At 68.9% G+C, this 24,289-nt stretch carries 24 protein-coding genes; 21 read left to right on the top strand and 3 right to left on the bottom strand.

What is annotated here, in order from left to right; genetic code table 11:
• Positions 1 to 2 precede the first annotated feature (2 nt).
• From AC1Q5B_RS08915 to AC1Q5B_RS08885, 7 genes are read left to right on the top strand one after another with little or no spacing between them, the layout of a single operon-like run.
• Positions 3 to 953, top strand: a complete 951-nt coding sequence (locus tag AC1Q5B_RS08915) for an acyl-CoA desaturase (RefSeq protein ID WP_492631331.1) — start codon at positions 3 to 5, stop codon at positions 951 to 953.
• Between the two features lie 2 nt (positions 954 to 955).
• Complete coding sequence (locus AC1Q5B_RS08910) at positions 956 to 2,239, top strand: NAD(P)/FAD-dependent oxidoreductase (protein ID WP_492632069.1); 1,284 nt, start codon at positions 956 to 958, stop codon at positions 2,237 to 2,239.
• Positions 2,236 to 3,012, top strand: coding sequence for a DUF1365 domain-containing protein (locus AC1Q5B_RS08905; RefSeq protein ID WP_492631330.1), 777 nt, complete (start codon positions 2,236 to 2,238; stop codon positions 3,010 to 3,012). The genes AC1Q5B_RS08910 and AC1Q5B_RS08905 overlap by 4 nt, the downstream gene beginning before the upstream one ends.
• Entirely contained in the window at positions 3,009 to 4,256 is a 1,248-nt protein-coding gene (locus AC1Q5B_RS08900) for a class I SAM-dependent methyltransferase (RefSeq protein ID WP_492631329.1), read from the top strand. Before AC1Q5B_RS08905 ends, AC1Q5B_RS08900 begins: the two co-directional genes overlap by 4 nt.
• Positions 4,253 to 5,050, top strand: a complete 798-nt coding sequence (locus AC1Q5B_RS08895) for a DUF1295 domain-containing protein (RefSeq protein WP_492631328.1) — start codon at positions 4,253 to 4,255, stop codon at positions 5,048 to 5,050. The genes AC1Q5B_RS08900 and AC1Q5B_RS08895 overlap by 4 nt, the downstream gene beginning before the upstream one ends.
• Positions 5,047 to 6,126: a cyclopropane-fatty-acyl-phospholipid synthase family protein gene (locus AC1Q5B_RS08890; RefSeq protein WP_492631327.1), complete on the top strand. Its 1,080-nt coding sequence runs from the start codon at positions 5,047 to 5,049 to the stop codon at positions 6,124 to 6,126. Before AC1Q5B_RS08895 ends, AC1Q5B_RS08890 begins: the two co-directional genes overlap by 4 nt.
• Position 6,127: 1 nt before the next feature.
• Positions 6,128 to 6,655 carry a lipocalin family protein gene (locus AC1Q5B_RS08885; RefSeq protein ID WP_492631326.1) on the top strand — a complete coding sequence of 176 codons (528 nt, stop codon included), beginning with the start codon at positions 6,128 to 6,130 and terminating at the stop codon, positions 6,653 to 6,655.
• Between the two features lie 412 nt (positions 6,656 to 7,067).
• Here AC1Q5B_RS08885 and AC1Q5B_RS08880 read toward each other — a convergent pair whose 3' ends face one another.
• The gene (locus AC1Q5B_RS08880; RefSeq protein WP_492631325.1) at positions 7,068 to 7,961 is read right to left on the bottom strand and encodes a LysR family transcriptional regulator; all 894 of its coding nucleotides are present in this window, start codon (positions 7,959 to 7,961) and stop codon (positions 7,068 to 7,070) included.
• Positions 7,962 to 8,065: 104 nt separating this feature from the next.
• Here AC1Q5B_RS08880 and AC1Q5B_RS08875 point away from each other — a divergent pair, with 104 nt between their 5' ends.
• The 11 genes from AC1Q5B_RS08875 to AC1Q5B_RS08825 all read left to right on the top strand — a co-directional run bounded on the left by AC1Q5B_RS08875 (position 8,066) and on the right by AC1Q5B_RS08825 (position 18,980).
• A complete protein-coding gene (locus AC1Q5B_RS08875) occupies positions 8,066 to 8,806 on the top strand; it encodes an SDR family oxidoreductase (RefSeq protein ID WP_492631324.1) in 741 nt (246 codons plus the stop codon).
• Positions 8,807 to 8,834: 28 nt separating this feature from the next.
• A complete protein-coding gene (locus AC1Q5B_RS08870) occupies positions 8,835 to 9,734 on the top strand; it encodes an SDR family oxidoreductase (RefSeq protein ID WP_492631323.1) in 900 nt (299 codons plus the stop codon).
• A 76-nt stretch (positions 9,735 to 9,810) separates the two neighbouring features.
• Positions 9,811 to 10,317, top strand: coding sequence for a DUF1097 domain-containing protein (locus AC1Q5B_RS08865; RefSeq protein ID WP_492631322.1), 507 nt, complete (start codon positions 9,811 to 9,813; stop codon positions 10,315 to 10,317).
• A 61-nt stretch (positions 10,318 to 10,378) separates the two neighbouring features.
• Complete coding sequence (locus AC1Q5B_RS08860) at positions 10,379 to 10,876, top strand: nuclear transport factor 2 family protein (protein ID WP_492631321.1); 498 nt, start codon at positions 10,379 to 10,381, stop codon at positions 10,874 to 10,876.
• Between the two features lie 280 nt (positions 10,877 to 11,156).
• Positions 11,157 to 12,239, top strand: coding sequence for an SDR family oxidoreductase (locus AC1Q5B_RS08855; RefSeq protein ID WP_492631320.1), 1,083 nt, complete (start codon positions 11,157 to 11,159; stop codon positions 12,237 to 12,239).
• A gap of 49 nt (positions 12,240 to 12,288) precedes the next feature.
• Positions 12,289 to 13,683, top strand: a complete 1,395-nt coding sequence (locus AC1Q5B_RS08850) for an NTP/NDP exchange transporter (RefSeq protein ID WP_492631319.1) — start codon at positions 12,289 to 12,291, stop codon at positions 13,681 to 13,683.
• Complete coding sequence (locus tag AC1Q5B_RS08845; protein ID WP_492631318.1) at positions 13,680 to 14,474, top strand: MipA/OmpV family protein; 795 nt, start codon at positions 13,680 to 13,682, stop codon at positions 14,472 to 14,474. The genes AC1Q5B_RS08850 and AC1Q5B_RS08845 overlap by 4 nt, the downstream gene beginning before the upstream one ends.
• A gap of 44 nt (positions 14,475 to 14,518) precedes the next feature.
• Positions 14,519 to 15,571 (top strand): SDR family oxidoreductase, encoded by a 1,053-nt coding sequence (locus tag AC1Q5B_RS08840; protein WP_492631317.1) that lies wholly within the window; start codon positions 14,519 to 14,521, stop codon positions 15,569 to 15,571.
• A gap of 9 nt (positions 15,572 to 15,580) precedes the next feature.
• Entirely contained in the window at positions 15,581 to 16,459 is an 879-nt protein-coding gene (locus AC1Q5B_RS08835) for a DUF2306 domain-containing protein (RefSeq protein ID WP_492631316.1), read from the top strand.
• Between the two features lie 43 nt (positions 16,460 to 16,502).
• Positions 16,503 to 17,504, top strand: a complete 1,002-nt coding sequence (locus AC1Q5B_RS08830; protein WP_492631315.1) for an SDR family oxidoreductase — start codon at positions 16,503 to 16,505, stop codon at positions 17,502 to 17,504.
• 144 nt (positions 17,505 to 17,648) lie between these two features.
• Entirely contained in the window at positions 17,649 to 18,980 is a 1,332-nt protein-coding gene (locus tag AC1Q5B_RS08825) for an NTP/NDP exchange transporter (protein WP_492631314.1), read from the top strand.
• A gap of 117 nt (positions 18,981 to 19,097) precedes the next feature.
• Here the strand turns inward: AC1Q5B_RS08825 and AC1Q5B_RS08820 are convergent, their stop codons facing one another.
• A complete protein-coding gene (locus AC1Q5B_RS08820; RefSeq protein WP_492631313.1) occupies positions 19,098 to 19,991 on the bottom strand; it encodes a LysR family transcriptional regulator in 894 nt (297 codons plus the stop codon).
• Between the two features lie 194 nt (positions 19,992 to 20,185).
• Here AC1Q5B_RS08820 and AC1Q5B_RS08815 point away from each other — a divergent pair, with 194 nt between their 5' ends.
• On the top strand, positions 20,186 to 20,839 hold the full coding sequence (locus AC1Q5B_RS08815) for a hydrolase (RefSeq protein WP_492631312.1): 654 nt from the start codon (positions 20,186 to 20,188) through the stop codon (positions 20,837 to 20,839).
• 118 nt (positions 20,840 to 20,957) lie between these two features.
• Entirely contained in the window at positions 20,958 to 21,665 is a 708-nt protein-coding gene (locus AC1Q5B_RS08810; RefSeq protein ID WP_492631311.1) for a nuclear transport factor 2 family protein, read from the top strand.
• A gap of 113 nt (positions 21,666 to 21,778) precedes the next feature.
• Here the strand turns inward: AC1Q5B_RS08810 and hutU are convergent, their stop codons facing one another.
• A complete protein-coding gene (hutU, locus tag AC1Q5B_RS08805; protein ID WP_492631310.1) occupies positions 21,779 to 23,446 on the bottom strand; it encodes a urocanate hydratase in 1,668 nt (555 codons plus the stop codon).
• A gap of 109 nt (positions 23,447 to 23,555) precedes the next feature.
• Between hutU and AC1Q5B_RS08800 the strand changes: the two genes are divergently transcribed.
• Positions 23,556 to 24,287 (top strand): ThuA domain-containing protein, encoded by a 732-nt coding sequence (locus AC1Q5B_RS08800; RefSeq protein WP_492631309.1) that lies wholly within the window; start codon positions 23,556 to 23,558, stop codon positions 24,285 to 24,287.
• Positions 24,288 to 24,289 lie beyond the last annotated feature (2 nt).

The following is a 24,289-nucleotide window of genomic DNA, read 5'->3' as shown; positions in this document are numbered from 1 at the left end:
TGATGCCGGCCAGCGATTCCTCCCCCCTTCCGTCGGCGCCGCGCAGGATCGCCGCGTTGCGGCGCTGGTTCGATACGGAGTCGCCGGACGAGCGAGAGGGCGGCGGCGACCGGATCGACTGGCTGCGTGCGGCGCCTTTCGTCGGCCTGCACCTCGCCTGCCTGGCGGTGGTCTGGGTGGGCGTGTCGCCGGTGGCGCTGATCGTGGCGGTGGCCCTGTACGCGGTGAGGATGTTCGCCATCACCGGCTTCTATCACCGCTATTTCTCGCACCGTACCTTCCGCACCTCGCGCGTGCTGCAGTTCGTGTTCGCGTTGATCGGCGCCTCCAGCGTGCAGCGCGGGCCGCTGTGGTGGGCCGCGCACCACCGCAACCACCATCGCCACGCGGATACCGCCGCCGACCCGCATTCGCCGACCGTGCACGGCTTCTGGCGCAGCCATGCCGGCTGGTTTCTCACTCGCGAAGGCTTCCGCACCGACTGGTCGCGCATTCCCGATCTGGCGCGCTATCCGGAGCTGCGCTGGCTGGACCGCTACGACACCGTCGTTCCCGTGGCGCTCGCCGCCGGTCTGTACGCGCTCGGCGCGGTGCTGGAACGGGTCGCACCCTCGCTCGGCACCAGCGGCCCGCAACTGCTGGTCTGGGGCTTCTTCATCTCGACCGTCGTGCTGTTCCATGCCACGGTCACCATCAATTCGCTGGCGCACCGCTTCGGCAAGCGCCGCTTCGACACGCGCGACGACAGCCGCAACAATCTGTGGCTGGCTCTGCTGACCTTCGGCGAAGGCTGGCACAACAACCACCATTTCTTCCCGGGCACCGCGCGCCAGGGCTTCCGGTGGTGGGAAATCGACCTGACCTGGTACGGCCTGCGCGCGATGGCGCTGGTCGGGCTGGTGCGCGACCTCAAGCCGGTGCCGGCCTGGGTGCTGGCCAAGGCGAGGCATTGAACATGCGCATCGCGGTGATCGGATCGGGTATCGCCGGGCTGGCCTCGGCCTGGTGGCTGTCGCAGCGGCACGACGTGGTGCTGTTCGAGGCCAACGACTATCTCGGCGGGCATACCCACACGCACACCGTCGAACAGGCCGGACGCGAGTACCGGATCGACAGCGGTTTCATCGTCTTCAACCCGGACCACTATCCGTTGCTGTGCGGGCTGTTCGACGAACTCGGGGTGGCGTCGCAGCCGACCACGATGAGCTTCTCCGTGCACAGCGAGCGCAGCGGCATGGAGTACAACGCGACCTCGCTGGACACCCTGTTCTGCCAGCGTCGCAACCTGGTATCGCCGCGGTTCTGGGGCATGCTGCGCGACCTCGCCCGCTTCTACCGCGAAGCGCCCGCGCTGCTGGAGGGCGACGACTCCGGCCCGACGCTGGGCGACTATCTCGAGCGAGGCGGCTATGGCGCGATGTTCCGCGACGAGCATCTCGTGCCCATGGCGTCGGCGCTGTGGTCGTCGCCGCCGCAAGGCATCCTCGCCTTCCCGGCGCGCTACCTGGTGCAGTTCATGGCCAACCATCGCATGCTGACACTGGGCGAACGCGCGCCCTGGCGCGTGGTGACCGGGGGATCGGCCACGTATGTCGAGGCCCTGCGCCGCCGGTGGCAGGTGCAGGAACGCATCGCCACGCCGGTGCGCGCGGTGTTGCGCTGCGAGGACCGCGTGGGCGTGGTCACCGCCCAGGGCACGGAACGCTTCGATCATGTGGTAATGGCCTGCCACAGCGACGACGCGCTGCGGCTGCTGCAGGATGCCGACGCCATCGAACGCAGCGTGCTCGGTGCGATCCGCTACCAGTCCAACGACACCGTGCTGCATACCGACGCGCGCCTGCTGCCGCGCCGGCGCAAGGCGTGGGCCGCCTGGAACGCGCATGTGCCCCGCGATCCTTCCGCGCCCTGCACCGTGAGCTACTGCATGAACCTGCTGCAGGGCATCGCCTCGCCGGCGCCCTTCATCGTCACGCTGAACCGCAGCGAGGCGATCGATCCCGCGTGCGTCCTGCGCCGCATGCACTACCGCCACCCCGTGTACGACCACGCGATGGTCGCCGCGCAGCGCCGCAAGGCCGAGATCCAGGGCCGCCGGCGCACCTGGTTCGCCGGCGCTTACTGGGGCTGGGGCTTCCACGAGGACGGCATCCGCAGTGCGCATGACCTCGTCGCCGCGTTCGAGGCGCGTCATGCGGAGATGCCGCAGGTGCGCGAAGGCGCCCTGGAGCCGGCATGAGCGCACCGCTCGCCAGTGCGATCTACGAAGGCTGGGTGCGGCATCGGCGGCACACGCCGCGCCCGCACGCGTTCCGCTATCGGATGGCGCAGCTGTATCTGGACCTGGACGAACTGGACCGCGTGTTCGCCCGGCGCTGGCTGTGGTCGGTCGATCGCCCCAATCTGGCCGAGTTCCGCCGTCGCGACTATCTGGCGCCGCACGACCAGCCGCTCGCCGAGGCCGTGCGCGACCGCGTCGAACGGGAGGTGGGCCATCGTCCGCGGGGTCCGGTCCGACTGCTCACGCACCTGCGCTATGGGGGCTACGTCTTCAATCCGGTGAGTTTCTACTACTGCTTCCAGCCCGATGGCACCACGCTGGATGCGGTACTTGCGGAGATCACCAACACGCCCTGGCGCGAACGCCACAGTTACGTGCTGCCGGTGCGCGATGGCACGCCGCATGGCGATGGCTGGCAGTGGGGCTTCGACAAGGTCTTCCATGTCTCGCCGTTCCTGCCGATGGACTGCGCCTACCGCTGGCGCTTCGGCACACCGGACGAGGCCCTGCGCGTGCACATGCGGGTGGATCGGGGCGGCGCGCGCGCCTTCGACGCCACGCTGACGCTGCTGCGGCGACCCTTGGATGGCGTCTCGCTGGCGCGCGTGCTGTGGCGCTACCCGCTGATGACCGCGCAGGTGATCGGCGGCATCCACTGGCAAGCGTTGCGCCTCTGGCTGAAGCGGACCCCTGTCCACGACCACTCTCCTCTTGCCCGCGAGACCCCATGAACCAGATCGTCGACGTTACCGCTGCACCGTCCTATGGCGCGCTCGACCGGCTGCTGCGCTCGCAGCTGCTCGCGCGCCTGGATGCGCTGGACCATGGCGTCCTGGTCGTCAGCGACGCGCTGGGCGAGCACCGGTTCGGCAGGCCGGGCGAAGGTGCGCTGCCGAGCGTCCATCTGTGGATCGACGATCCGGCCTTCTATCGCGCGGTCGCGGCGCAGGGCAGTGTCGGCGCGGGCGAAGCGTGGATCGACGGCCAGTGGCGCTGCGACGACCTCGTCGGCCTGGTACGCCTGCTGGTGCGCAACCGTGCGCTGCTCGACGGCATGGAAGGCGGGCTGGCGCGGCTGGGCGGGTGGGCGCTGCGCAGCTGGCACGCGCTGCGCCGCAATACGCGCGAAGGCAGCCGCCGCAACATCGCCGCGCACTACGACCTGGGCAACTACTTCTTCGCGCTGTTCCTGTCGCCGGACCTGATGTACTCGTCGGCGATGTTCGCCTCGCCGGACGACGACCTGGAGACCGCGTCGTACCGCAAGCTCGACGCCGTCTGCCGCAAGCTGGCGCTGTCTCCCGGCGATCGCGTCATCGAGATCGGCACCGGCTGGGGCGGCTTCGCCCTCCACGCCGCGCGCCACTACGGCGCGCGCGTCACCACCACCACGATCTCGCGCGAACAGCACGCACTGGCCAGCCGGCGCGTCGCCGCCGCCGGCCTGCAGGACCGCGTCACCCTGCTGCTGCAGGACTACCGCGATCTGCAGGGCACGTACGACAAGCTGGTGTCGATCGAGATGATCGAAGCGATCGGCGCGCCGTACCTGGATGCGTTCTTCGGCAAGCTGGGGGCATTGCTTCGTCCCGGCGGACAGGCGCTGCTGCAGGCGATCACCATCGAAGACCACCGCTACGTGCAGGCGCGCGATTCGGTGGACTACATCAAGCGCTTCGTGTTCCCGGGCAGCTTCATCCCGTCGCTGGCGGCGATGTACGGCGCCAAGACCCGCGCCAGCGACCTGCAGGTCGTCCACCAGGAGGACTTCGGCCTGTCGTACGCCTACACACTGCGCGCATGGCGGCGGCGCTTCCTGACGCGCCTGCCGGAGGTACGTGCGCAGGGCTTCGACGAGCGCTTCATCCGGCTGTGGGAGTTCTACCTGGCGTACTGCGAGGGCGGATTCCTGGAACGTTCCATCGGCGTGTCGCACCTGCTGATGGCGCGACCCGACCATCCGGAGGCCGCATGAGCGCGCTGCATGCGCTGGGGCTCGTCGCCGTGCTCGCGGCCGCCGTGATGACATTCGGCTGGGGGTGGCAGCGGCGTCGCGACAATGCCGGCATCGTCGATGTGCTGTGGTCGGCCTGCGTCGGTGGCAGTGCGGTGCTGCTGGCGGCGCTGGGCGACGGCGCCTGGCAGGCGCGCGCGGTCATGGCCGCGCTGGGCGGCCTGTGGGGCGCACGGCTGGCGCTGCACCTGTGGCACCGCGTACGCAGCGAACCGGAAGACGGCCGCTACCGCTACCTGCGCCAACACTGGCGCGGGCACCAGGGCAAGTTCTTCCTGTTCTTCATGGCGCAGGCAATGCTGGTGGTGCTGTTCGCCCTGCCGTTCGCCGCCGTCGCGCGCAGCCCGGTGGACACGGCATGGCCGTGGATCGTGCTGGCGGTGGCGATCTGGATCGGCAGCGTGGCCGGCGAAGCCATCGCCGACCGCCAGCTGGCGCGCTTCCGCGCCGATCCGGCCAACCGCGGCAAGACCTGCCGCGACGGCCTGTGGCGCTACTCGCGCCATCCCAACTACTTCTTCGAGTGGCTGCACTGGTTCGCGTACGTCGCGCTGGCGGTCGGCTCGCCGTGGGTGTGGCTGGCGTGGTGCGGTCCGGTGGTGATGTACGTGTTCCTGCGCTGGATCAGCGGCATCCCCTATACCGAAGCGCAGGCACTGCGCACGCGCGGCGAAGAGTACCGCGAGTACCAGCGCACCACGCCGATGCTGTTCCCCTGGTTTCCAACACCCGCCCCCAAGGAGACGACGCGATGAACGCGATGGTCGAAGAACTCGCCGCCGAGCGGGCCGCGCCCGGACTGCTCGGGCTGGCCGAACGCGGACTGCTGCCGGACGTCGCGATCCGCGCCGGCATCCGCCAGCTGTGCGCCCAGCGGTTGCGCGATGAAAGCCAGGGCGGCCAGGAAGCGCAGTCGGCGCTGCTGGCCCACCGGCTGCGCGCGCTGCGCCAGGGCGCGCTGGCGGTGCATACCGATGCGGCCAACCGGCAGCACTACGAATTGCCGGCGGGTTTCTTCCGCCATTGCCTCGGTCAGCGGCTGAAGTACAGCAGCTGCTACTACCGCACGGGCACGGAAACGCTGGACCAAGCCGAGGACGCGATGCTGGCGCTGTACGGTGAACGCGCCGCGCTGGCCGACGGGCAGGACATCCTGGAACTGGGCTGTGGCTGGGGTTCGCTGACGCTGTGGATGGCGGAGCGCTATCCCAACGCACGCATCACCGCCGTCTCCAACTCGCACTCGCAGCGCCAGTTCATCGAAGCGCGCTGCGCCGAACGCGGCCTGGGCAACGTGCGCGTGGTCACCTGCGATGTGAACCAGCTCCAGCTGGAGGCGCGGACGTTCGACCGCTGCGTGTCGGTGGAGATGTTCGAACACGTCAGCAACCACGCGGCGCTGATGCGGCGCATCCACGACGCGCTGCGCCCCGGTGGCGCGCTCTTCGTGCACATCTTCGTCCACCGCCACCTGATGTATCCGTTCGAGACGCAGGGCGAGGACAACTGGATGGGCCGGCACTTCTTCACCGGCGGCATGATGCCGTCGGCCGATCTGCTGCTGTTCTTCCAGGACCACCTGCACCTGCAGGAGCGCTGGCTGCTCGACGGCAGCCACTACCAGCGCACCGCCAACCACTGGCTGGCGAACCACGATGCGCACCGCGACGCGGTGATGGCCGTGCTGCGCGATGCTTACGGCGACGCCGCCGATCTGTGGAACCAGCGCTGGCGCATGTTCTGGATGGCGTGCGCCGAACTGTTCGGCTATCGCAACGGCCAGGAATGGCTGGTCGCCCATTACCGTTTCCAGCGTCCTGCGGAGGCCTGACATGCGACCGCTGCCGGCTGTACTGCTGCTCGCTGCCGTCGCGGTGACGGCCGCCTGCCGTTCGACCACCGTCAAACCGTCCATCTCCACGGCGGCACCGATCGATGTCGACCGGTTCATGGGCGACTGGTACGTCATCGCCCACATCCCGTCGTTCCCCGAGCGCGATGCGTACGCGGCGGTGGAGTCCTACGCCAGGCGGCCCGACGGCCGCATCCAGACCACGTTCCGCTACCGCAAGGGCGCACTGGATGGCCCGGCGAAAACGATGCATCCCATCGGCACCGTCGTGCCCGATACGGGGGGCGCGGTGTGGGGCATGCAGTTCGTCTGGCCGATCCAGGCCGAGTACGTCATCGCCTGGGTCGATGCGGACTATCGGCAGACGATCGTGGGGCGCAGCAAGCGTGACTACGTGTGGCTGATGGCGCGTACGCCGCAGATTCCGGAAGCCGACTACCAGTCCCGCGTGAAGCAGATCGAGGCGATGGGCTACGACGTCTCCAAACTCCGTCGCGTGCCGCACTGACGACATGCCCGGCGACCGCACACCCGGCGCGGCATCCAACCCCCGCGCGGGTGCCCGACGGGCCTGACAGGACCCGTCCAGGCGACCGCTTCCTGCTCAGACCGGCGAGAAGCCGCGCGTCGCCTTCTTCTCGCTCTTGTCCGCGCGCTTTTCCTTCAGCGTTTTCGCGGGTTTCTTCTTCTGCTCTTTCTTCTTGTCCAGGCCCTTGGCCATCACGCACTCCCATGGTCGTTGCGACGGCGGCGAGCATGACACATCCACGGTCGCCCGGAACGCGCGTGGCGGGAGGGCGCATTCGACCACGAAGGAGCACGCGAGATCCACAGACCGCGTTGGGCATGGCAGCGGACGTGCGGCCTCCCGCCAGCCTGTCCAGGGCAGCAGCGGACGCGACACAGGAATCCGGTGCCCCTCACTCCGGACGGAACGCGTCCTGCGCCCAGTCGATGAACGCGCGCAGCCGCGGCGATGGCAGCCGGGTGCGCGGGTACACGATCGACACGGGACTCGGCAGCGGCGGGTAAGCCTGCAGCAGCGGAAGCAACCGGCCCGTCGAGAAATAGGCATCGAGCCGGTAGCACGGCGCCTGGATGATGCCGAACCCCGCGAAGGCGGCGCCGACATAGGAGTCCGCGCCACTCACGCGCACACGGGTCGGCAGGGTCACGAGTTCGACCCGCCCGCGCCGCTGGAATTCCAGCGGCAGCAGTCCGCCGAGCGACGACGATTTGAAGCCGACCATGACGTGGCCGCCTGCCTGCAGCGACTCGATGGTGTCCGGCATGCCCAGACGCTCGCAGTAGGCCGGCGAAGCCGCCGTCGCTTCCGGCAGCTGCGTCAGCCGCCGCGCGATGAGGTCGCTGTCGCGCAACTCGCCCACGCGCACCGCGCAGTCGACGCCTTCGCGCACCAGGTCGACATACCGGTCGCCTTCGCCGACATCGAGTTCGATCTCCGGATAGCGCTCCAGAAAGTCCGGCAGCCGCGGAAACAGCAGATGGCGCGCCAGCGTACCGTGCACGTCGATGCGGAGCGGCCCGTGCGGGCGCGCATCGCGGAACGCGCTTTCGGCATCCTCGACGTCCGCGATCAGGCGCAGGCAGCGACCATAGAAGGCCTCTCCCTCCAGCGTCGGCGTCACCGTCCGGGTCGTGCGTTGCAGCAGCCGCACGCCAAGCCGGGCCTCCAGCGCCTTGATCGCGTCGGTGACCGTGGCCCGCGGCAACGCCAGATCGTCCGCAGCGCGCGTGAAACTGCGCCGTTCCACGATCCGCGCGAACACCCTCATCGCATCGAAACGATCCATTATCCGAACATCCGAATGTTGATATCGGATTGTGCCCGATTATCCGGAGACAAAACGCCAATAAGGTAATCCCACGCCCATCCGGGGCGAAGTGGAGATCCTCTATGAACGCTCAGTCCCGTCCGGTCGCGATCGTCACCGGCGGCTCCCGTGGCATCGGCGCCGCAGTGTCCGAGCGCCTGGCCGCCGATGGCCATGCCGTCGTCGTCAATTACGCCGCGCGTCGCGACGACGCCGACCAGGTGGTGGAACGCATCCGCGCCGCCGGTGGCGAAGCGCTGGCCCTGCAGGCCGATGTCGGCGATCCCGTCGCGATGCGCACGCTGTTCGATGCGGCCGAAGCGCGCTACGGCGGCCTCGACGTGCTGGTCAACAACGCCGGCGTGCTCGATCTCGATCCGATCGCCGACTACCCCGACGACCGCTTCGACCGCCTCGTCGCCATCAATCTGAAGGGCAGTTTCAACGGCATGCGCGAGGCCGCCAGGCGCCTGCGCGGCGGCGGCCGGATCATCAACTTCTCCTCAAGCGTGGTGCCCTTGCGGCTGGAGACCTATGGCCCGTACGCGGCGACCAAGGCCGCCGTCGAAGCGATGACCACGGTCCTCTCGCGCGAACTGCGCGGACGTTCGATCACCGTCAATGCCGTCGCCCCGGGCCCGACCGCCACCGACCTGTTCCTGGAAGGCAAGTCGCCCGACCTGATCGAACGCATGGCGAAGATGAATCCGCTCGAACGCCTCGGCACGCCGGCCGATATCGCTGCGGTCGTGTCGTTCCTCGCCGGCCCCGACAGCGGCTGGATCAACGGCCAGGTCGTGCGCGCCAACGGCGGCATGGCCTGAACCGCCCCAGCCTTCCGGAGACATCGACATGAAGAAGATCATCCTGGTCACCGGCGCATCGTCCGGCTTCGGTGCACTGACGGCGCGCCGCCTCGCCGACGCGGGCCACACGGTGTACGCCAGCATGCGCGACACGCAGGGACGCAATGCGCCGCAGGTGGAAGACGCCACGCATTACGCGAACGAACATGGCGTGGACCTGCGCACGGTGGAACTGGACGTGCTGTCCGACGCGTCGACCGAGCGCGCCATCGCGCACATCCTGCATGCGTCGCCCGGCATCGACGTGGTCGTGCACAACGCCGGACACATGGTGTTCGGTCCGACCGAAGCGTTCACGCCCGCGCAGTTCATCGAACAGTACGACGTCAATGTCGTCGGCACGCAGCGCGTGAACCGCGCCGTGCTGCCGCACCTGCGCCGGCAGCGCAGCGGGCTGCTGGTCTGGGTTGGTTCCAGCAGCACGCGTGGTGGAACGCCGCCGTACCTCGCGCCCTACTTCGCCGCCAAGGCTGCGATGGATTCGGTTGCCGTGTCCTACTCCACCGAATTGTCGCGCTGGGGCATCGAGACCTCCATCGTGCTGCCGGGCGCCTATACCTCGGGCACCCACCACTTCGCGCATTCGGGAAAGCCCGCGGATGCGGCACGAGCGGCCGAGTACGACGCCGGTCCGTATGCCGGCCTGCCGGACCGGATCCTCGAAGGCCTGAAGTCGCTGGAACCGGCGGACGCGGATGTCGCCGACGTGGCGGCCGCCATCGTCCGCGTGGTCGGGTTGCCGCATGGAGAACGTCCGTTCCGCGTGCATGTCGACCCGTCGCAGGACGGCGCCGAAGCGGTGAATGCGGTCGGCGACCGCGTGCGCCGCGAGATGTACCGCACCCTGGGCCTGGAGAGCCTGCTCAGGCCGCAACGCCACGAATGACCCCTGCCGCGGGCGGCGTCGACGCCGTCGCGGCCGACACCCGCACCCCTCCTCCCCGTCCTCTTTGGAGCGAAGCATGAACACGACGACGAAGTCGCGGAATACCTATGTCCTGACGACCCTGTTCGCAGCGGTGACGGCCGCAGCCGCCGCCTCCATCAGCCTGTCGCTGGCACTGCCCGTGTGGGCGATGTTCATTGGCTGGATCGCGTTCTACACGCGCGGCCTTACCTTGCGCGCCGCGATCGAGAACCTCGCCTGCGTCGGCGCGGGCCTCGTGCTCGGCCTTGTGGCAACGCTGGGCCTGCAGGCGCTGTCGGGCGCTACGCCGGCCGCCGTGGCGCTGCCCATCATCGTCTTCTGCGTCGCCATCCTGGTGGTGTCGTTGCGCGGCCTGCCAGTGATGAGCAACCTGCTCGGCTACTTCCTCGGGCTGGTGGCGTGGTTCGCCGCGCACCTGGAGCCCTCGCTCGAGAGCGTGGGCAAGCTGTTCGGCGCGGGCACCGTCGGCACGACGGCGGGCCTGGTGTCCCACACGCTGGCGTCGCGCTTCTCGCGACCGACCGCCCCTACCGCGCACTAGGCCGCGATACCGGCAGAACGCCCCCGCCCTGAACCACCCCATTCCTGGAGGAGACCTCACGATGAAATCCCGACACATCGCAGCGCTGGCCGTACTCGTCATCGCGCTGCTGGGGCCCGGCGTGGCGCCGGCCCACGCGGAAGACACCACCATGGCCGAACGCAACAGGCAGTTCATCGCGCAGGCGTTCGCACGCTGGGCCGCAGGCGGCAGCAGCTTTTTCGATGACGTGCTGGCGCCCGACATGGTGTGGACCATCAAAGGCACCAGTCCGATGGCAGGGCGGTACGAGGGACGCGACGCGTTCCTGGCCACGGCGGTCGCACCCTTCGCCGCACGCCTGTCGTCGCCGATGCGACCGACGGTGAAACACATCTGGGCCGAGGACGACCATGTCGTCGTGCAATGGGACGGGGCGGCCACCGCCGCCGATGGTCAACCGTACCGGAACAGCTACGTCTGGATCTTCCGGATGGAGCATCTGCGCGCGGCGGAGGTGACCGCGTTCCTCGACCTGGTGCCGTACGACGACGTCATCCGGCGTATTCCACTGGAGTGAGCGTTGCGGGCAACGCGTGGACAGCGTACGCGACGGGTGCGCTGCACACGCATCCGGGCGATGCCATGCCTTCTCCACGCGTTTCGCGCGGCGCCGGAGACAAGGCGATGCAACGCACGAACACCCTTGGCCGGACCCCGCCAATGTGGACCGTCATGCGCACCGCACGAACGTGTGCCTGGCTGCCGCCGCCTTAAACGCTTCTTAAAGTCCGCGTCCCACAGTGCATCACCCGCTGATCGTATGCGGCTTCCCCACCCTCTCCCGCGAGGTAACGCCCGTGGCCTACCGGCTTGTATCCAACGTGCTTGCGAATCCCGTTCCTTCGTCGTCCGCTGGCAGCGCGGCGCATCGTCGGCGCGTCCGTTGGGGCGCGATGCTCGCCAGCGTCAGCGTGTTGTTGTTGTTGCTTTCCGCCTGCGCCGCCAGCGGCACCGCCGGACAGCCGGCGCCCAAGCCGGACTGGAGCACGGGCGACATGCCGTCCCAGGCCGGACGCATCTTTGTGGTGACAGGCGGCACCAGCGGCATCGGCTTCGAAAGCGCCAAGGCATTGGCCGCCGCCGGGGCGGAGGTCATCATCGCCGCACGCAATCCGGAGCGCGGCGAACAAGCGATCGCCAGCATCCGCGAGGACGCGCCCGGCGCCAACGTGCGCTTCGAAGCCCTCGATCTCGGCGACCTGGCGTCGGTGCACGCGTTGGGGAACCGCCTCGCCGTGTCGCTGCCCCGGCTGGATGGCCTGATCAACAACGCCGGCATCATGGAACCGCCCCAGCGCGACACCACACCCGACGGGTTCGAGACGCAGTTCGCGATCAACTATCTGGGCCACTTCGCGTTGACGGCCGATCTGCTGCCGCTGCTGCGCAGGTCGGGCGCTCCACGTGTCGTCACCCTGTCCAGCATCGCCGCACGACGGGGCGAACTCCACTTCGACGACCTGCAATTCGAGCGCGAGTGGGATGCGACGGCGGCCTATCAGCAATCGAAGCTGGCCTGCCTGATGTTCGCGCAGGAGTTGCAGCGGCGCAGCGATGCGCAGGGCTGGGGCATCACCAGCATCGCAAGCCACCCGGGCCTGTCGCGCACCAACCTGTTGCCATCGCAGGGGCGCAGCACGCCGCTGTGGCGCTTCTTCCAGACCGCAGAGCAAGGCGCATTGCCGACGCTGTACGCCGCGACCGCGCTGGATGCCCAGGGCGGAGGCTATTACGGGCCGACCGGGCTCCTGGAAGCGCGTGGCGAACTGGGTCATGCGCGTGTTCCCGAAGCCGCCACCGATGCCGAGGCCGCCGCACGCCTGTGGGACGCCAGCGAGACGCTGGCTGGCGTGCGTTATCCGTCCGGGGCGACGGAATGAGTTCCACGGACAGCGCAGCCCAGGACCTTTACTGATGAACCGGAACGCGATGCCCCGCCGAACGACACTGCCGTATCGCCTGTTCAATCTCCATCGCGAAGAGGTCGCGCCGGTCCTGATCGCCGCGCTGTTCTTCTTCTGCGTGCTGACCGCCCTGATGCTGTTGCGGCCGGCGCGCGACGCGCTGGGCATGGAGCGCGGCATCGAGAGCATCCGCTGGCTGTTCCTCGGCACGGCATTGGCGACGCTGGCGGTGAATCCGGTCTTCGGCTGGCTGGTCGCACGCCTGCGACGGCTGCAGTTCATCGGCGCGACGTACGGCTTCTTCGTGCTGAGCCTCGCGGGATTCTGGGCCTTGCTGGTGTTCGCGCCGGGCGCCGTCGGCCAGCGCAGCGGCCAGGTGTTCTACGTCTGGTTCAGCGTGTTCAACCTGTTCGTGACGATGGTGTTCTGGGCATTGCTGGCGGACCGCTTCACCAGCGACCAGGGCAAGCGCTTCTTCGCGCTGATCTCGGTCGGCGGCACGCTGGGCGCGATCTTCGGTCCGTGGCTGACATCGCGACTGGCGGTGCCGCTCGGGACACCGAGCCTGCTGCTGGTCGCGGGCGGCTTCCTGCTTGCGGCGCTGGCTGCCGCGTGGCTGCTGGTGCGCGTGGTACCGGACAGGACGGGCGCTGCGGCTGCCGTGTCTTCCGCGACGCGCGCAGAAGGCGGGACCGAACGCATCGGCGGCAGCGCCTGGGCCGGCCTGGTGGCCGTGTTCCGGTCGCGCTACCTGAGTGCCATCGCCGGTTACGTCGTGCTGATGACCGTGCTCGCCACCTTCATCTATTTCACCCGCCTGCAGATGGTCGCGGCAGTTACCGATGACCTGGATACGCGTGCGGCGATCCTGGGCAACATCGACATGTGGACACAGGTCGCGGTGCTGGTGCTGCAGGTCACGCTGACCGGCAAGATCATCCAGCGGTTCGGCCTGGGCGTGGCGCTGGCGATCCTGCCCGTCGCCACCGCGCTCGGTTTCATCGGACTGGCGATCTACGGCTCGTTCGTGGTGCTGGTGCTGCTGGAGGCCACCAATCGCGCGGTGCAGCGCGGCATCACCCGGCCGGCGCGCGAGGCGCTGTTCACCGTGGTCAGTCGCGAGGACAAGTACAAGGCCAAGGCCTTCGTCGACACCTTCATGTACCGCACCGGCGATGTTGTCGGCGCGCAGGCCGAAGGCGCGCTCGGCAAGCTGGGGCTGGCCCTGGGCGGCCTGGCCAGCGTGGTCGTGCCGCTGGCAGTGGCATGGGCAGCGATCGGCGTGTGGCTGGGACGCGCGCAATCGCGGTATGCCGCCTCCGCCGACGCATCCCCGTCCGCCTCCTTCCCCTCATCCGCGCAGCACCGTACGCGTTCGACGCGTGCGTCCACCTCCTCCCCCACGAGAGATGAAACATGACGGCAACCACCCCAAGACGCCTGGCGACGCTCGCACTGCTCGCCCTTCCCGCCACGGCGCTGGCGCAGGAATCCCCCCCGGCCACGGACGCGTGGTCACTGGGTGTGGGCGCGGCGGTCATCGACAGCCCCTACGCCGGAGAAGGCTCGCGTGTCAGGCCCTTCCCGCTGGTCAGCTACGACGGCGAACGCGTCTTCCTCCGCGGGATCTCCGGCGGCGTCCACCTGCACGATTCGTCCCGCTTCAAGGTCGACGCGATCGTGTCGGCACGCCTGTACGGTTTCGACATCGACGACCTCGGACGCAACGAGCTGATCGCCAATGGCCTGGACCCGTCGCAGCTGAGCGACCGCGATGACGGCCTCGATGCGGGCCTGCGCGCCACCTATGTCGCCCGCTGGGGTTCGATCTCGCTGGAAGGCCTGCACGACATCACCAACACGAGCGATGGCCACGAGATCTCCCTCGACTACCGGTACACCTGGGTGCGCGAGCGCACCGCGCTGACCACCAACGTCGGCGCCAGCCGGCTGTCGTCCGATCTGGCGGGCTACTACTTCGGGATCCTCGACGAAGAGGTCGCGCGCGGTGTCGCGCCGTACCAGCCGGGATCCGCCGTCATTCCCCGTATCGGCGTGACGCTGACGAAGACGCTCGGCGCGTCGACGTGGCAGCTGATCGGATCCGCGGAATACCAGTTCCTGCCCGACGAACTCGCCGACAGCCCGCTGCTCGAACGCGATCGCGACGGCTTCGGCCGTGTGGTGTTCGGCCTGAGCAGGCGCTTCTGATGTCCACGCACGACCCACTCCCACTCCCCCGAGAGGACTTTCCGATGACCCACCAACGCAGCACATTGCCCGCTTCCATGCCCTCCCTCTGGCGCGGCCGTCTCGCCGCCCTCGGCCTGATGCTGGGCAGCGCGGCCACGGTCGATGCCGTGGCCCAGACCCCTCCGCCCCCGGCCTGGAGCACGGCCGACATGCCCTCGCAGAAAGGACGCATCTTCGTGGTCACCGGAGGCACGAGCGGCATGGGATTCGAGGATGCCAAGGCGCTCGCCTCGGCGGGCGCCCGCGTGGTCATCGCCGCGCGCAACGCGCAACGCGGACAGGAAGCGATCGAGAAGATCCGGCAGGACGTTCCGGCGGCGCAGGTGGAATTCCAGGCGGTCGACCTGTCCAGCCTGTCCTCGGTCCGTGACCTCGGCAAGCGCCTGGGCGCTTCCCTGCCGCGCCTGGATGGCCTGATCAACAACGCTGCGATCATGGCGACGCCGGAACGCGGCACGTCGGTGGACGGTCTGGAAATGCAGTTCGCCACCAACTATGCGGGCCACTTCGTGCTGACGGCCGAGCTGCTGCCGCTGCTGCGCAAGAGCGAGGCGCCGCGCGTGGTGACGTTGTCCAGCATCGCGGTGCACCGCGGCACGCTGGATCTCGACGACCTGCAGTCGACCGGCACCTATGAGCCGATGGCGACGTATGCGCAGTCCAAGCTGGCCTGCCTGATGTTCGCGTTCGAACTGCAGCGTCGCAGCGACGCCGGCGGCTGGGGCATCCAGAGCATGGCCGCCCATCCCGGCGTGGCGGTGACCGAACTGGTGGCGCGTGGTCCCGGCCTGGACAGCCCGCAGGGTCGTCAGTGGGCCAGCAATCGCGCCAACCTGCAGACCGCCGCCCAAGGTGCTGTGCCTACCCTGTACGCAGCGACGGCCCCCACCGCTCAGGGCGGCGTCTACTACGGACCCACGGGTCCGAACGAAATGGCCGGACCGCTGGGCCTGGCCGCTGTTCCCGCCATTGCCCGCGACGCGACCGTCGCCGCACGCCTGTGGGACCTGAGCGAACAGATCACCGGCACGCGCTTTCCGCAGTCCGGCGGCTGATCGCGCGCCATGACGCACCGCCAGGCTGCCCGCCTCGACCCAAGGCATCCGCTCGATGCTTCCGCGGCCCTCCCCGGCGGAACGGCGCAGACCGTCTCGCGGTTGAGCACGGGGCTGCTGTTCGCCACCAGCTGGATCAGTGGCGTCGTGTTCGCCGCCTACATCGCGGCGTTCTTCGGCGGCACGCTGCTCGCCGGGGCGGGCGAACGGTGGAACGAATCCCTCCCCGGCCTGCATGACCCTGCATCGCCGGGGGCCGTCGTCGCCATCGGCGTGCACTTCGTCGCCGGCGTGGTGCTGCTTCTGCTGGGGCCGGTCCAGTTCATCGGCGGCATGCGTCGACGCGTGCCCGCACTGCATCGCGGGCTCGGTCGCCTGTATGTGGCGTCGGCTGCGCTGGCCGGCGTCGGCGGGCTGTTCTTCATCGTCGCCAAGGGTACGGTGGGCGGCACGGTGATGGACGTCGGGTTCGGCCTGTACGGCCTGTCGATGGTGGTGTGCGCGGGGTTCGCCTTCGCCCGCGCACGCGCAGGCCGCATCGCGCAGCACCGCGCATGGGCCATCCGGCTGTTCGCGCTGACCGTCGGCTCGTGGCTCTACCGGATGGAGTACGGCGCGTGGTTCCTGGTCGCCGGTGGCCTCGGTACCGGCCGGGGATTCACGGGCTGGTTCGATGCGCTCATGGCGTTCTTCTTCTATCTCCCCAATCTGATCGTCGCCGAACACATCATCCGTGCGCAGCGATCACGACGAACCGCCCTGGCCCACCTGGGATCGAGTGCGCTGACGTTGACCGCCAGCGCCTTCATCGCGGTGGTGACCTGGCTTTTCATCAACGGCGCCTGGGGCCGGCGCATGCTCGGCGGCCTGACGGCGATGGCCTCCTAGGTTCCCTCACGCAGCACGCAATGGACGCACGTGTCCGCCACGCGTGCGCGTTGTCGCCGACACCGCGCACGCGTGGATTCCCCCACTCAACGAGATCACCGTCATGGCAGGCTGGACCACCCTCGATATTCCCTCCCAGATCGGACGAACCGCCGTGGTCACCGGCACAGGAGGCATCGGCTTCCACGTGTCCGTGGCCCTGGCCCGGGCAGGCGCCCATGTCATCGTGGCGGGACGCAACGCCGCGAAAGGCGCGGCCGCCGTCGAACAGATACGCCAGTCCGCGCCGCGCGCCCAGGTGCGCTTCGGCTCGGTCGATCTGGCCAGCCTGGAGTCGGTCGAGGCGTTCGCCGACACCTTGCGTCGCTCGCACGGCAGCCTGGACGTGCTGGTCAACAACGCAGCCGTGATGACCCCACCGCAGCGGAAGGAAACCACCGACGGCTTCGAACTGCAGCTGGGCACGAATCACCTGGGCCACTTCGCCCTGACCGCGCGACTGCTGCCGCTGCTGCGCGAAGGACGCGGCGCCCGCGTCGTATCCCTGTCCAGCATCGCGGCGCGCAACGGCAGGATCGATTTCGAGGACCTGCAGTCGAAGATCGGCTATGTGCCGATGGCCGCCTACAGCCAGTCGAAGCTGGCCTGCCTGATGTTCGCCTTCGAACTGCAGCGCCGCAGCGACGCAGCGGGATGGGGCATCCGGAGCCTCGCGGCGCATCCGGGCATCTCGCGCACGGACCTGCTCCCCAACGGCGCCGGCGCCAACAGTCTGCCGGCACTGGCACGACGATACCTGTGGTTCCTCTTCCAGCCCGCCGAACAGGGCGCCCTGCCGCCGCTGTTCGCCGCGACCGCATCGACCGCGACGCCCGGTGCGTACTACGGCCCCGACCGGTTGGGCGAAACGCGCGGCCATCCTGCACTCGCCAAGGTACCGACGCAGGCGGAAGACCTCGAGGTCGCCGAGCGCCTGTGGCGGGCATCGGAGCGGCTGACCGGCGTCGTGTTCGGCGATGCGGAAGCGCAACGGCGGAACCGTTGATCAGTCCACGTCCGGACACGCGCACCGCGATGCATGTCGGTGTCGCCGCATCCACACGGGCGCGGCGCGGTCGGCAAGCACCCACGGGCGCCTGACATGAAGCCGTCCGCGCCCCGCCCCGCTTCGGGTCGGGGTACGCGCTGGATGCAAACGGTCTTCGATGTGCGCCGCGACGAACGCGCTCCGCTGCTGACGGCGGCGTGCGGCTTCTTCTTCGTGCTGACGGCCTTGATGCTGCTGCGTCCCGTCCGCGACGCCATCGGTCTGGCGGGCGGCATGGAGAGCGTCCGCGGATTGTTCATGGCGACCGCACTGGTCACGCTGGCACTCAATCCCGTCTTCGGACTGCTGGTGGGCCGCGTGCGGCACACGCAGGCCATCGTCACGACGTACGGCTTCTTCGCGCTGACGCTGCTGGGCTTCTGGGCGCTGATGACGTCCGGTTCCGCTGCGGTGGGTGAACGCAGCGGGCAGGCGTTCTACGTGTGGTTCAGCGTGATCAATGTGTTCGGCACCATGGCGTTCTGGGCGCTCGTGGCCGACCGCTTCACCCACGAACAGGGTGTGCGCCTGTTCGCGCTTGTCGCGATGGGCGGCACGCTGGGCGCGATGTTCGGACCGTGGCTGACGTCACGGCTCGCGCACCCGCTCGGCGCGTCGGGCCTGTTGCCGGTTTCCGCCGCGTTCCTGGCGCTGGGCATGCTGTGCGTGTGGCGATTGGCCCGCACGCCGGCGTGCGGGCCCACGCATGGAGGCGCGGACGCCCCACCGCCGGTCGAGGCCGCACCGCTGGGAGGTGGCGCGTGGGACGGCGCACGCGCGGTGATGCGCTCGTCCTATCTCGCTGGCATCGCAGGCTATGTGTTGCTGATGGCGGTGATGGCGACGCTGGTCTACCTCACCCGCCTGCACCTGGTCGCCGACGTCGCCGAAGGGCCCGACGCGATGGCGGTGATGCTGGCGAACATCGATCTGTGGACGCAGATCGTCTTCCTGGTGCTGCAGTGTGCGATGGCCACGCGGCTCGGCCATCGGGTGCGTACGCAGCATGCGCTGGTCGCGCTGCCGGTGGCCACCGCGATCGGGTTCGCCGGGCTGGCGGCGCACGGCGGCATCGCGATCCTGTTCCTGCTCGAGGCAGCCAACCGGGCCGTGCAGCGCGGTGTCGCACGCCCGGCCCGCGAACTGCTTTTCATGCGGGTCGCACGCGACCACAAATACAAGGCCAAGGCGTTCATCGATACGTTCGTCTACCGGATGGGCGATGTCCTGGGCGCCCAGATCGAAGCGCTGGTCGGACGATCGGCGCCGTGGCCGGGCGGCCTGCTGATCGTGGCCCTGCCGCTCGCCGCCGTGTGGACGCTGTGGGCGGTCTGGCTGGGCAGGCGCTATCGCGCCGGTCCACCCGCGTCTTCCACGGAGGCCCCACGTCGTCGCGTCGAGGATGCAAGCCGGCGAACGGATGCCTGTCGTTGACCGGGCGTCGGACACCGACACGTCCGTCGCGGGGAACGCGCGGACCCGACGGAACGCACCGGACGGGTCCTGCTTTCCGATGTGCGGCATGCGCTGCGCGCCTGCTCCGCCGGCGCACTAACCGGCGACGGCAGCCAGCCCGGGCGCCTGCCCGAAGCACTCGATCAGCATGTCGGTGAGCGCGCGCACCTTGCGTGCAGGATGCGGACTGGGCGGGCGGATGACGTAGATGCCCGCAGGCGGCGGTGGATACCGCGCCATGACCTGCACCAGCGCGCCCGATGCCATCTGCTCCTTGATGAGCCCATCCGGCAACCATGCGATCCCGAGTCCCGCGACGGCGGCGGCGATCAGCGCCGTGCCGTTGTCGGCCTTGAAGCGGCCCCGCGGATGTACCGTGACCACCTCCTCTCCATCGAGGAACTGCCATGCCTCCGTGCCCTGCATGAGCGCCTCGTGGGCCGGCAAGTCCGCCGGTGTCTCCGGCGAACCGTGCGCGTCGATGTAATCCGGACTGGCGACCAGCTTGCCGTACAGGGGACCGACGCGCCGCGCCATCAGGTTCGAGTCCTGCAGATAGCCCACGCGGATCGCGCAGTCGAAGCCCTCGGAGACGATGTCGACGAAGCGATCGCTGTACGCGGTGTGCACATGCAACCGGGGGTGGCGCCGTGCCATTTCCGCGAACACGGATGCGAAGTGGGTCGGACCGAACGACAACGGCGCTGCGATGCGCAACCGTCCGCGCAGCTCGCCGTCGGGCGAAAGCGCCTCCATCGCCTGGTCGATCTCCGCACACGCGCGGGCGGCGTGGGCGCGGAAGGTGAGGCCCGCTTCGGTGAGGGCCGCGCCGCGCGTGTTGCGCGCGAGCAACTGGACGCCAAGCGTCTCTTCGAGTCGCCCCAGCCGCCGGCTGACGATGGATTTGGCGACGCCGAGACGCCGCGCAGCAGGCGATACGCCTCCCGCATCGGCAACCTCGACGAATGTCCGGAGTTCTTCGATGTCCAAGAAGGCGTTCCCGATCGTGCGACACAGCCTGACACACCGTACCGCATCGTGGCGTTCCTCTCTACGCGACACAGCTCCGCGCGACACGGTGCTACCGCGACCAGGATCGCGATGGCAAGGTTCTCGCTGCACGGCGGCGCATGCAACGCTACCCGCCCCTCCCTTTCCCTCCGCCACAAAGTAAGGATGTCGCCATGACGTTTCGCAATGGTCTCGATTCGCTGCTCCGCCCCGAGGATTCCGTCCTGGTCCTGATCGACCACCAGCCGTACCAGCTGACCAACCTCAACAGCCATGATCCGCAGGCGGTGGTCAACAACGCGACGGCGCTGGCGAAACTGGGCAAGGCCTTCGAGGTGCCGACCATCCTGACCAGCGTGATCGCCGAGCGCGGCGGACTGATCTTCCCGCAGATCACCGATGTGTTCCCCGACCAGGAAGTGATCGACCGCACCTTCATCAACACCTGGGAAGACCGCAACGTCGTGGACGTGGTGAAGGCGACCGGACGCAAGCAGCTGATCATCGCCGGCCTGTGGACGGAAGTGTGCGTGGCGATGCCGACGATCCAGGCGCTGGGCGAGGGCTGGGACGTCACCGTGATCATCGACGCCTGCGGTGGCGTGTCGGTCGAAGCGCACCAGGTCGCGGTCCAGCGCATGATCGCGGCGGGCGCCAACATGATGACGTGGATGGCGCTGGGCGCCGAGTGGCAGCGCGACTGGGCGCGCACCGCGCATGCGGGCCAGGTGACGGACATCCTGAAGCAGCACGCCGCGGGCAGCGGCATCGCCTACCTCTGGGAACAACAGCTGCTCAATACGCCGGCACCCGCCAGCGCAGGCTGAGCCCGCACGGGGAGGTCGCGACGCGCGGCGGCGCGACCCTTCCTTGTCTCGCCAGCACACGTTCCGCACCGGCCGTCGCGCCGGCGCGACGCAGCACGTTCAACACAGGATCCGATCGATGTCGATGGACACGTTCCCCGTAGGCCTGGAGATGGTGGTCTCCTATCCGGATTTCCGCGTCGGCGTGACGCTGCTGTCCACCACGCGCCTGAAGTTCGAGATCGCGGAAGGCCCGTTCGCCCGCCGCGAGGACGTCGACATCCACGTGGTGCCGCTGGGCAACAGCCTGTTCGCGGTCAGCTGGCAGGAACAGAGCGGCGCCACCGTCACCAACGTGCAGGACTACGACCGTGGCCTCGTCCATTCCAGCGCCACGCTGCCCGATGGCCGCTTCCTGCGCATGACCGGCACCTGCGTGGTCACCCGCGCGGCGGACCGCACGTCCGACGACCGCCCGCATCGCAACAAGGCACGGGTGCTCGATGCGATGACCTCGCTGTTCCAGCGGCACGATGCCTCCGCCGTGGACCGTCTGTACGCCGTGGACTACATCCAGCACAACCCCGGGATTCCGCAGGGCCGCGACGCGCTGCGCACGCTCGTCGCCGGCCTGGCGCCGGACGTGCGTTACGAGCCGGGCCGCATGATCGCCGACGGCGCATTCGTCGCCATCCACGGGCGCATCCATGGCTGGGCGGACAGGCCGCAGGTGGTCGTCGACATCTTCCGCATCGAGAACGGCAGGCTCGCCGAACACTGGGATGTGCTGCAGGACGAGCTGCCCGCCAAGCCGGGCACGGACGCCATGCCGATGTTCGATCCGTAGGCGGGTAGCGCCGACGGCGAAGACCGGGGATGCGCGATCGTCGGGCCATCGCGGTACATCGACACCCCTCACCCGATTTTTCGCTGCGCTTCGACCGGGCGACGGGCGGAGACTCACACCATGGGCAACTTCAGCCCCTGCTCCTTCGCGCACTGCACGGCGATGTCGTAGCCGGCATCGGCATGGCGCATGACGCCGGTGCCCGGATCGTTCCACAGCACGCGCGCGATGCGCTTGTCCGCTTCCTCGGTGCCATCGCAGACGATGACCACGCCGGAGTGCTGCGAGTAGCCCATGCCCACGCCGCCGCCGTGGTGCAGCGACACCCAGGTGGCGCCGCCAGCGACGTTCAACATCGCGTTGAGCAACGGCCAGTCGGACACGGCATCGCTGCCGTCCTTCATCGCCTCGGTCTCGCGGTTCGGCGAGGCCACGCTGCCGCTGTCCAGGTGATCGCGCCCGATCACCACCGGCGCTTTAAGTTCGCCGTTGCGGACCATTTCGTTGAAGGCCAGGCCCAGCGTGTGCCGCAGGCCCAGGCCGACCCAGCAGATGCGCGCCGGCAGGCCCTGGAAGTGGATGCGCTCGCGCGCCATGTCCAGCCAGCGGTGCAGGTGTGCATCGTCGGGGATCAGTTCCTTCACCTTCGCATCGGTCTTGTAGATATCTTCCGGATCGCCGCTCAGCGCCACCCAGCGGAACGGGCCAACGCCACGGCAGAACAGCGGCCGCACGTAGGCCGGCACGAACCCGGGAAAATCGAACGCGTTCTGCAGGCCTTCATCGAACGCCATCTGGCGGATGTTGTTGCCGTAGTCGAACGTCGGCACGCCGTTCTGCTGGAAGGCGAGCATCGCTTCGACGTGCACGCGCATCGCCTGCTTGGCCGCATCGCGCACGCGCTCGGGTTCGGACTTCTGCGCAGCCAGCCACTGTTCGACCGTCCAGCCGATCGGCAGGTAGCCGTGCACGGGATCGTGCGCGCTGGTCTGGTCGGTGACAGCATCCGGACGCACGCCGCGCTTCACCAGTTCCGGCAGGATCTCGGCGGCGTTGCCGAGCAAGGCGATGGACTTGGCTTCACCGGACGCGGTGTACCTGGCGATGCGCGCGAGCGCGTCGTCGAGATCGGCGGCCTGTTCGTCCACGTAACGCGTGCGCAGGCGCATGTCGATGCTGGACTGGCGGCATTCGATGTTCAGCGAACTGGCGCCGGCCAGCGCCGCGGCCAGCGGCTGCGCGCCGCCCATGCCACCGAGGCCGGCGGTGAGGATCCACTTGCCGGTCAGGTTGCCGCCGTAATGCTGGCGGCCCATCTCGACGAAGGTTTCGTACGTGCCCTGCACGATGCCCTGGCTGCCGATATAGATCCACGAACCGGCCGTCATCTGGCCGTACATCGCCAGGCCCTTCCTGTCGAGTTCGTTGAAGTGCTCCCACGTGGCCCAGTGCGGCACCAGGTTGGAGTTGGCGATCAGCACGCGCGGCGCGTCGGGTTGGGTGGGGAAGATGCCGACCGGCTTGCCCGACTGCACCAGCAGCGTCTCGTGGTCGTCGAGCTCGCGCAGCGACTTCAGGATGGCGTCGTAGCAGGCCCAGTCGCGCGCGGCACGGCCGATGCCCCCATAGACGACCAGCGAGGTGGGATCTTCCGCCACTTCCGCATCCAGGTTGTTCTGCAGCATCCGGTATGGCGCCTCGCTGAGCCAGGACTTGCAGGTGAGCGTGGCGCCGCGCGGAGCGCGGATGACGCGGGACGGGTCGTGGCGGGGATCGGACATGCGCGTGTTCCGGCGACAGGGATGCCGCGCATTATCGGCGGGAGTCGTGGCCGGGCGCGAGCCGGTGCGATGCTGCAGTGCGCGATGGGACCCGTGGCAGAATCCGGCCATGAACGCCTTCCGCGCCGTCGTTTCCGTCCTGGCCGTGGCCAGCCTGCTGATGCCGCCCGCTTTCGCCGCGCCGCCCGATCGCGTGCTGATCTTCACCAAGACCGCGGGCTTCCGCCACGATGCCATCCCCACCGCCGTCGCCACCCTGCAGACGCTGGCGGCCGATGCGGGCCTGGCGGCCGACAGTACCGAGGACGCGCAGGCGTTCACCGCCGACAACCTGGCACGCTACCGGGTCGTGGTGTTCGCCAGCACCACCGGCGACGTACTGGACGACGCGCAGCAGGCGGCGATGGAAGCCTTCGTGCGCAGCGGCGGCGGCTTCATCGGCGTGCATGCGGCGGCGGATACCGAGTACGACTGGCCCTGGTACGGACGGCTGGTCGGCGCCTACTTCAAGAACCATCCGCCCGGATTGCAGTCGACCCACGTGCAACCGGAACACGACGGCAAACCCGCCGGCGCCCGTTGGCCGATCACGGACGAGCTGTACAACTACCGCGCGAATCCGCGGCCGCAGGTGCGCGTCATCGCCACGGTGGACGAGCGCGAGTACGACGGGGGACAGATGGGCGACGACCACCCGATCGCGTGGTGCCACGCCTTCGATGGCGGTCGCAGCTGGTACACCGGACTGGGCCACGATGCGAAGGTCTATGGCGACGCGAACGTGGTGGCGCTACTGGCGCGCGGCCTGCGCTACGCCGCCGGCCGTTCGGACGACTGCTGAGC

This window comes from Pseudoxanthomonas sp. GW835-FHT14C01, assembly GCF_058793715.1.
This window is presented reverse-complemented; position numbering and strand designations above follow the sequence as displayed.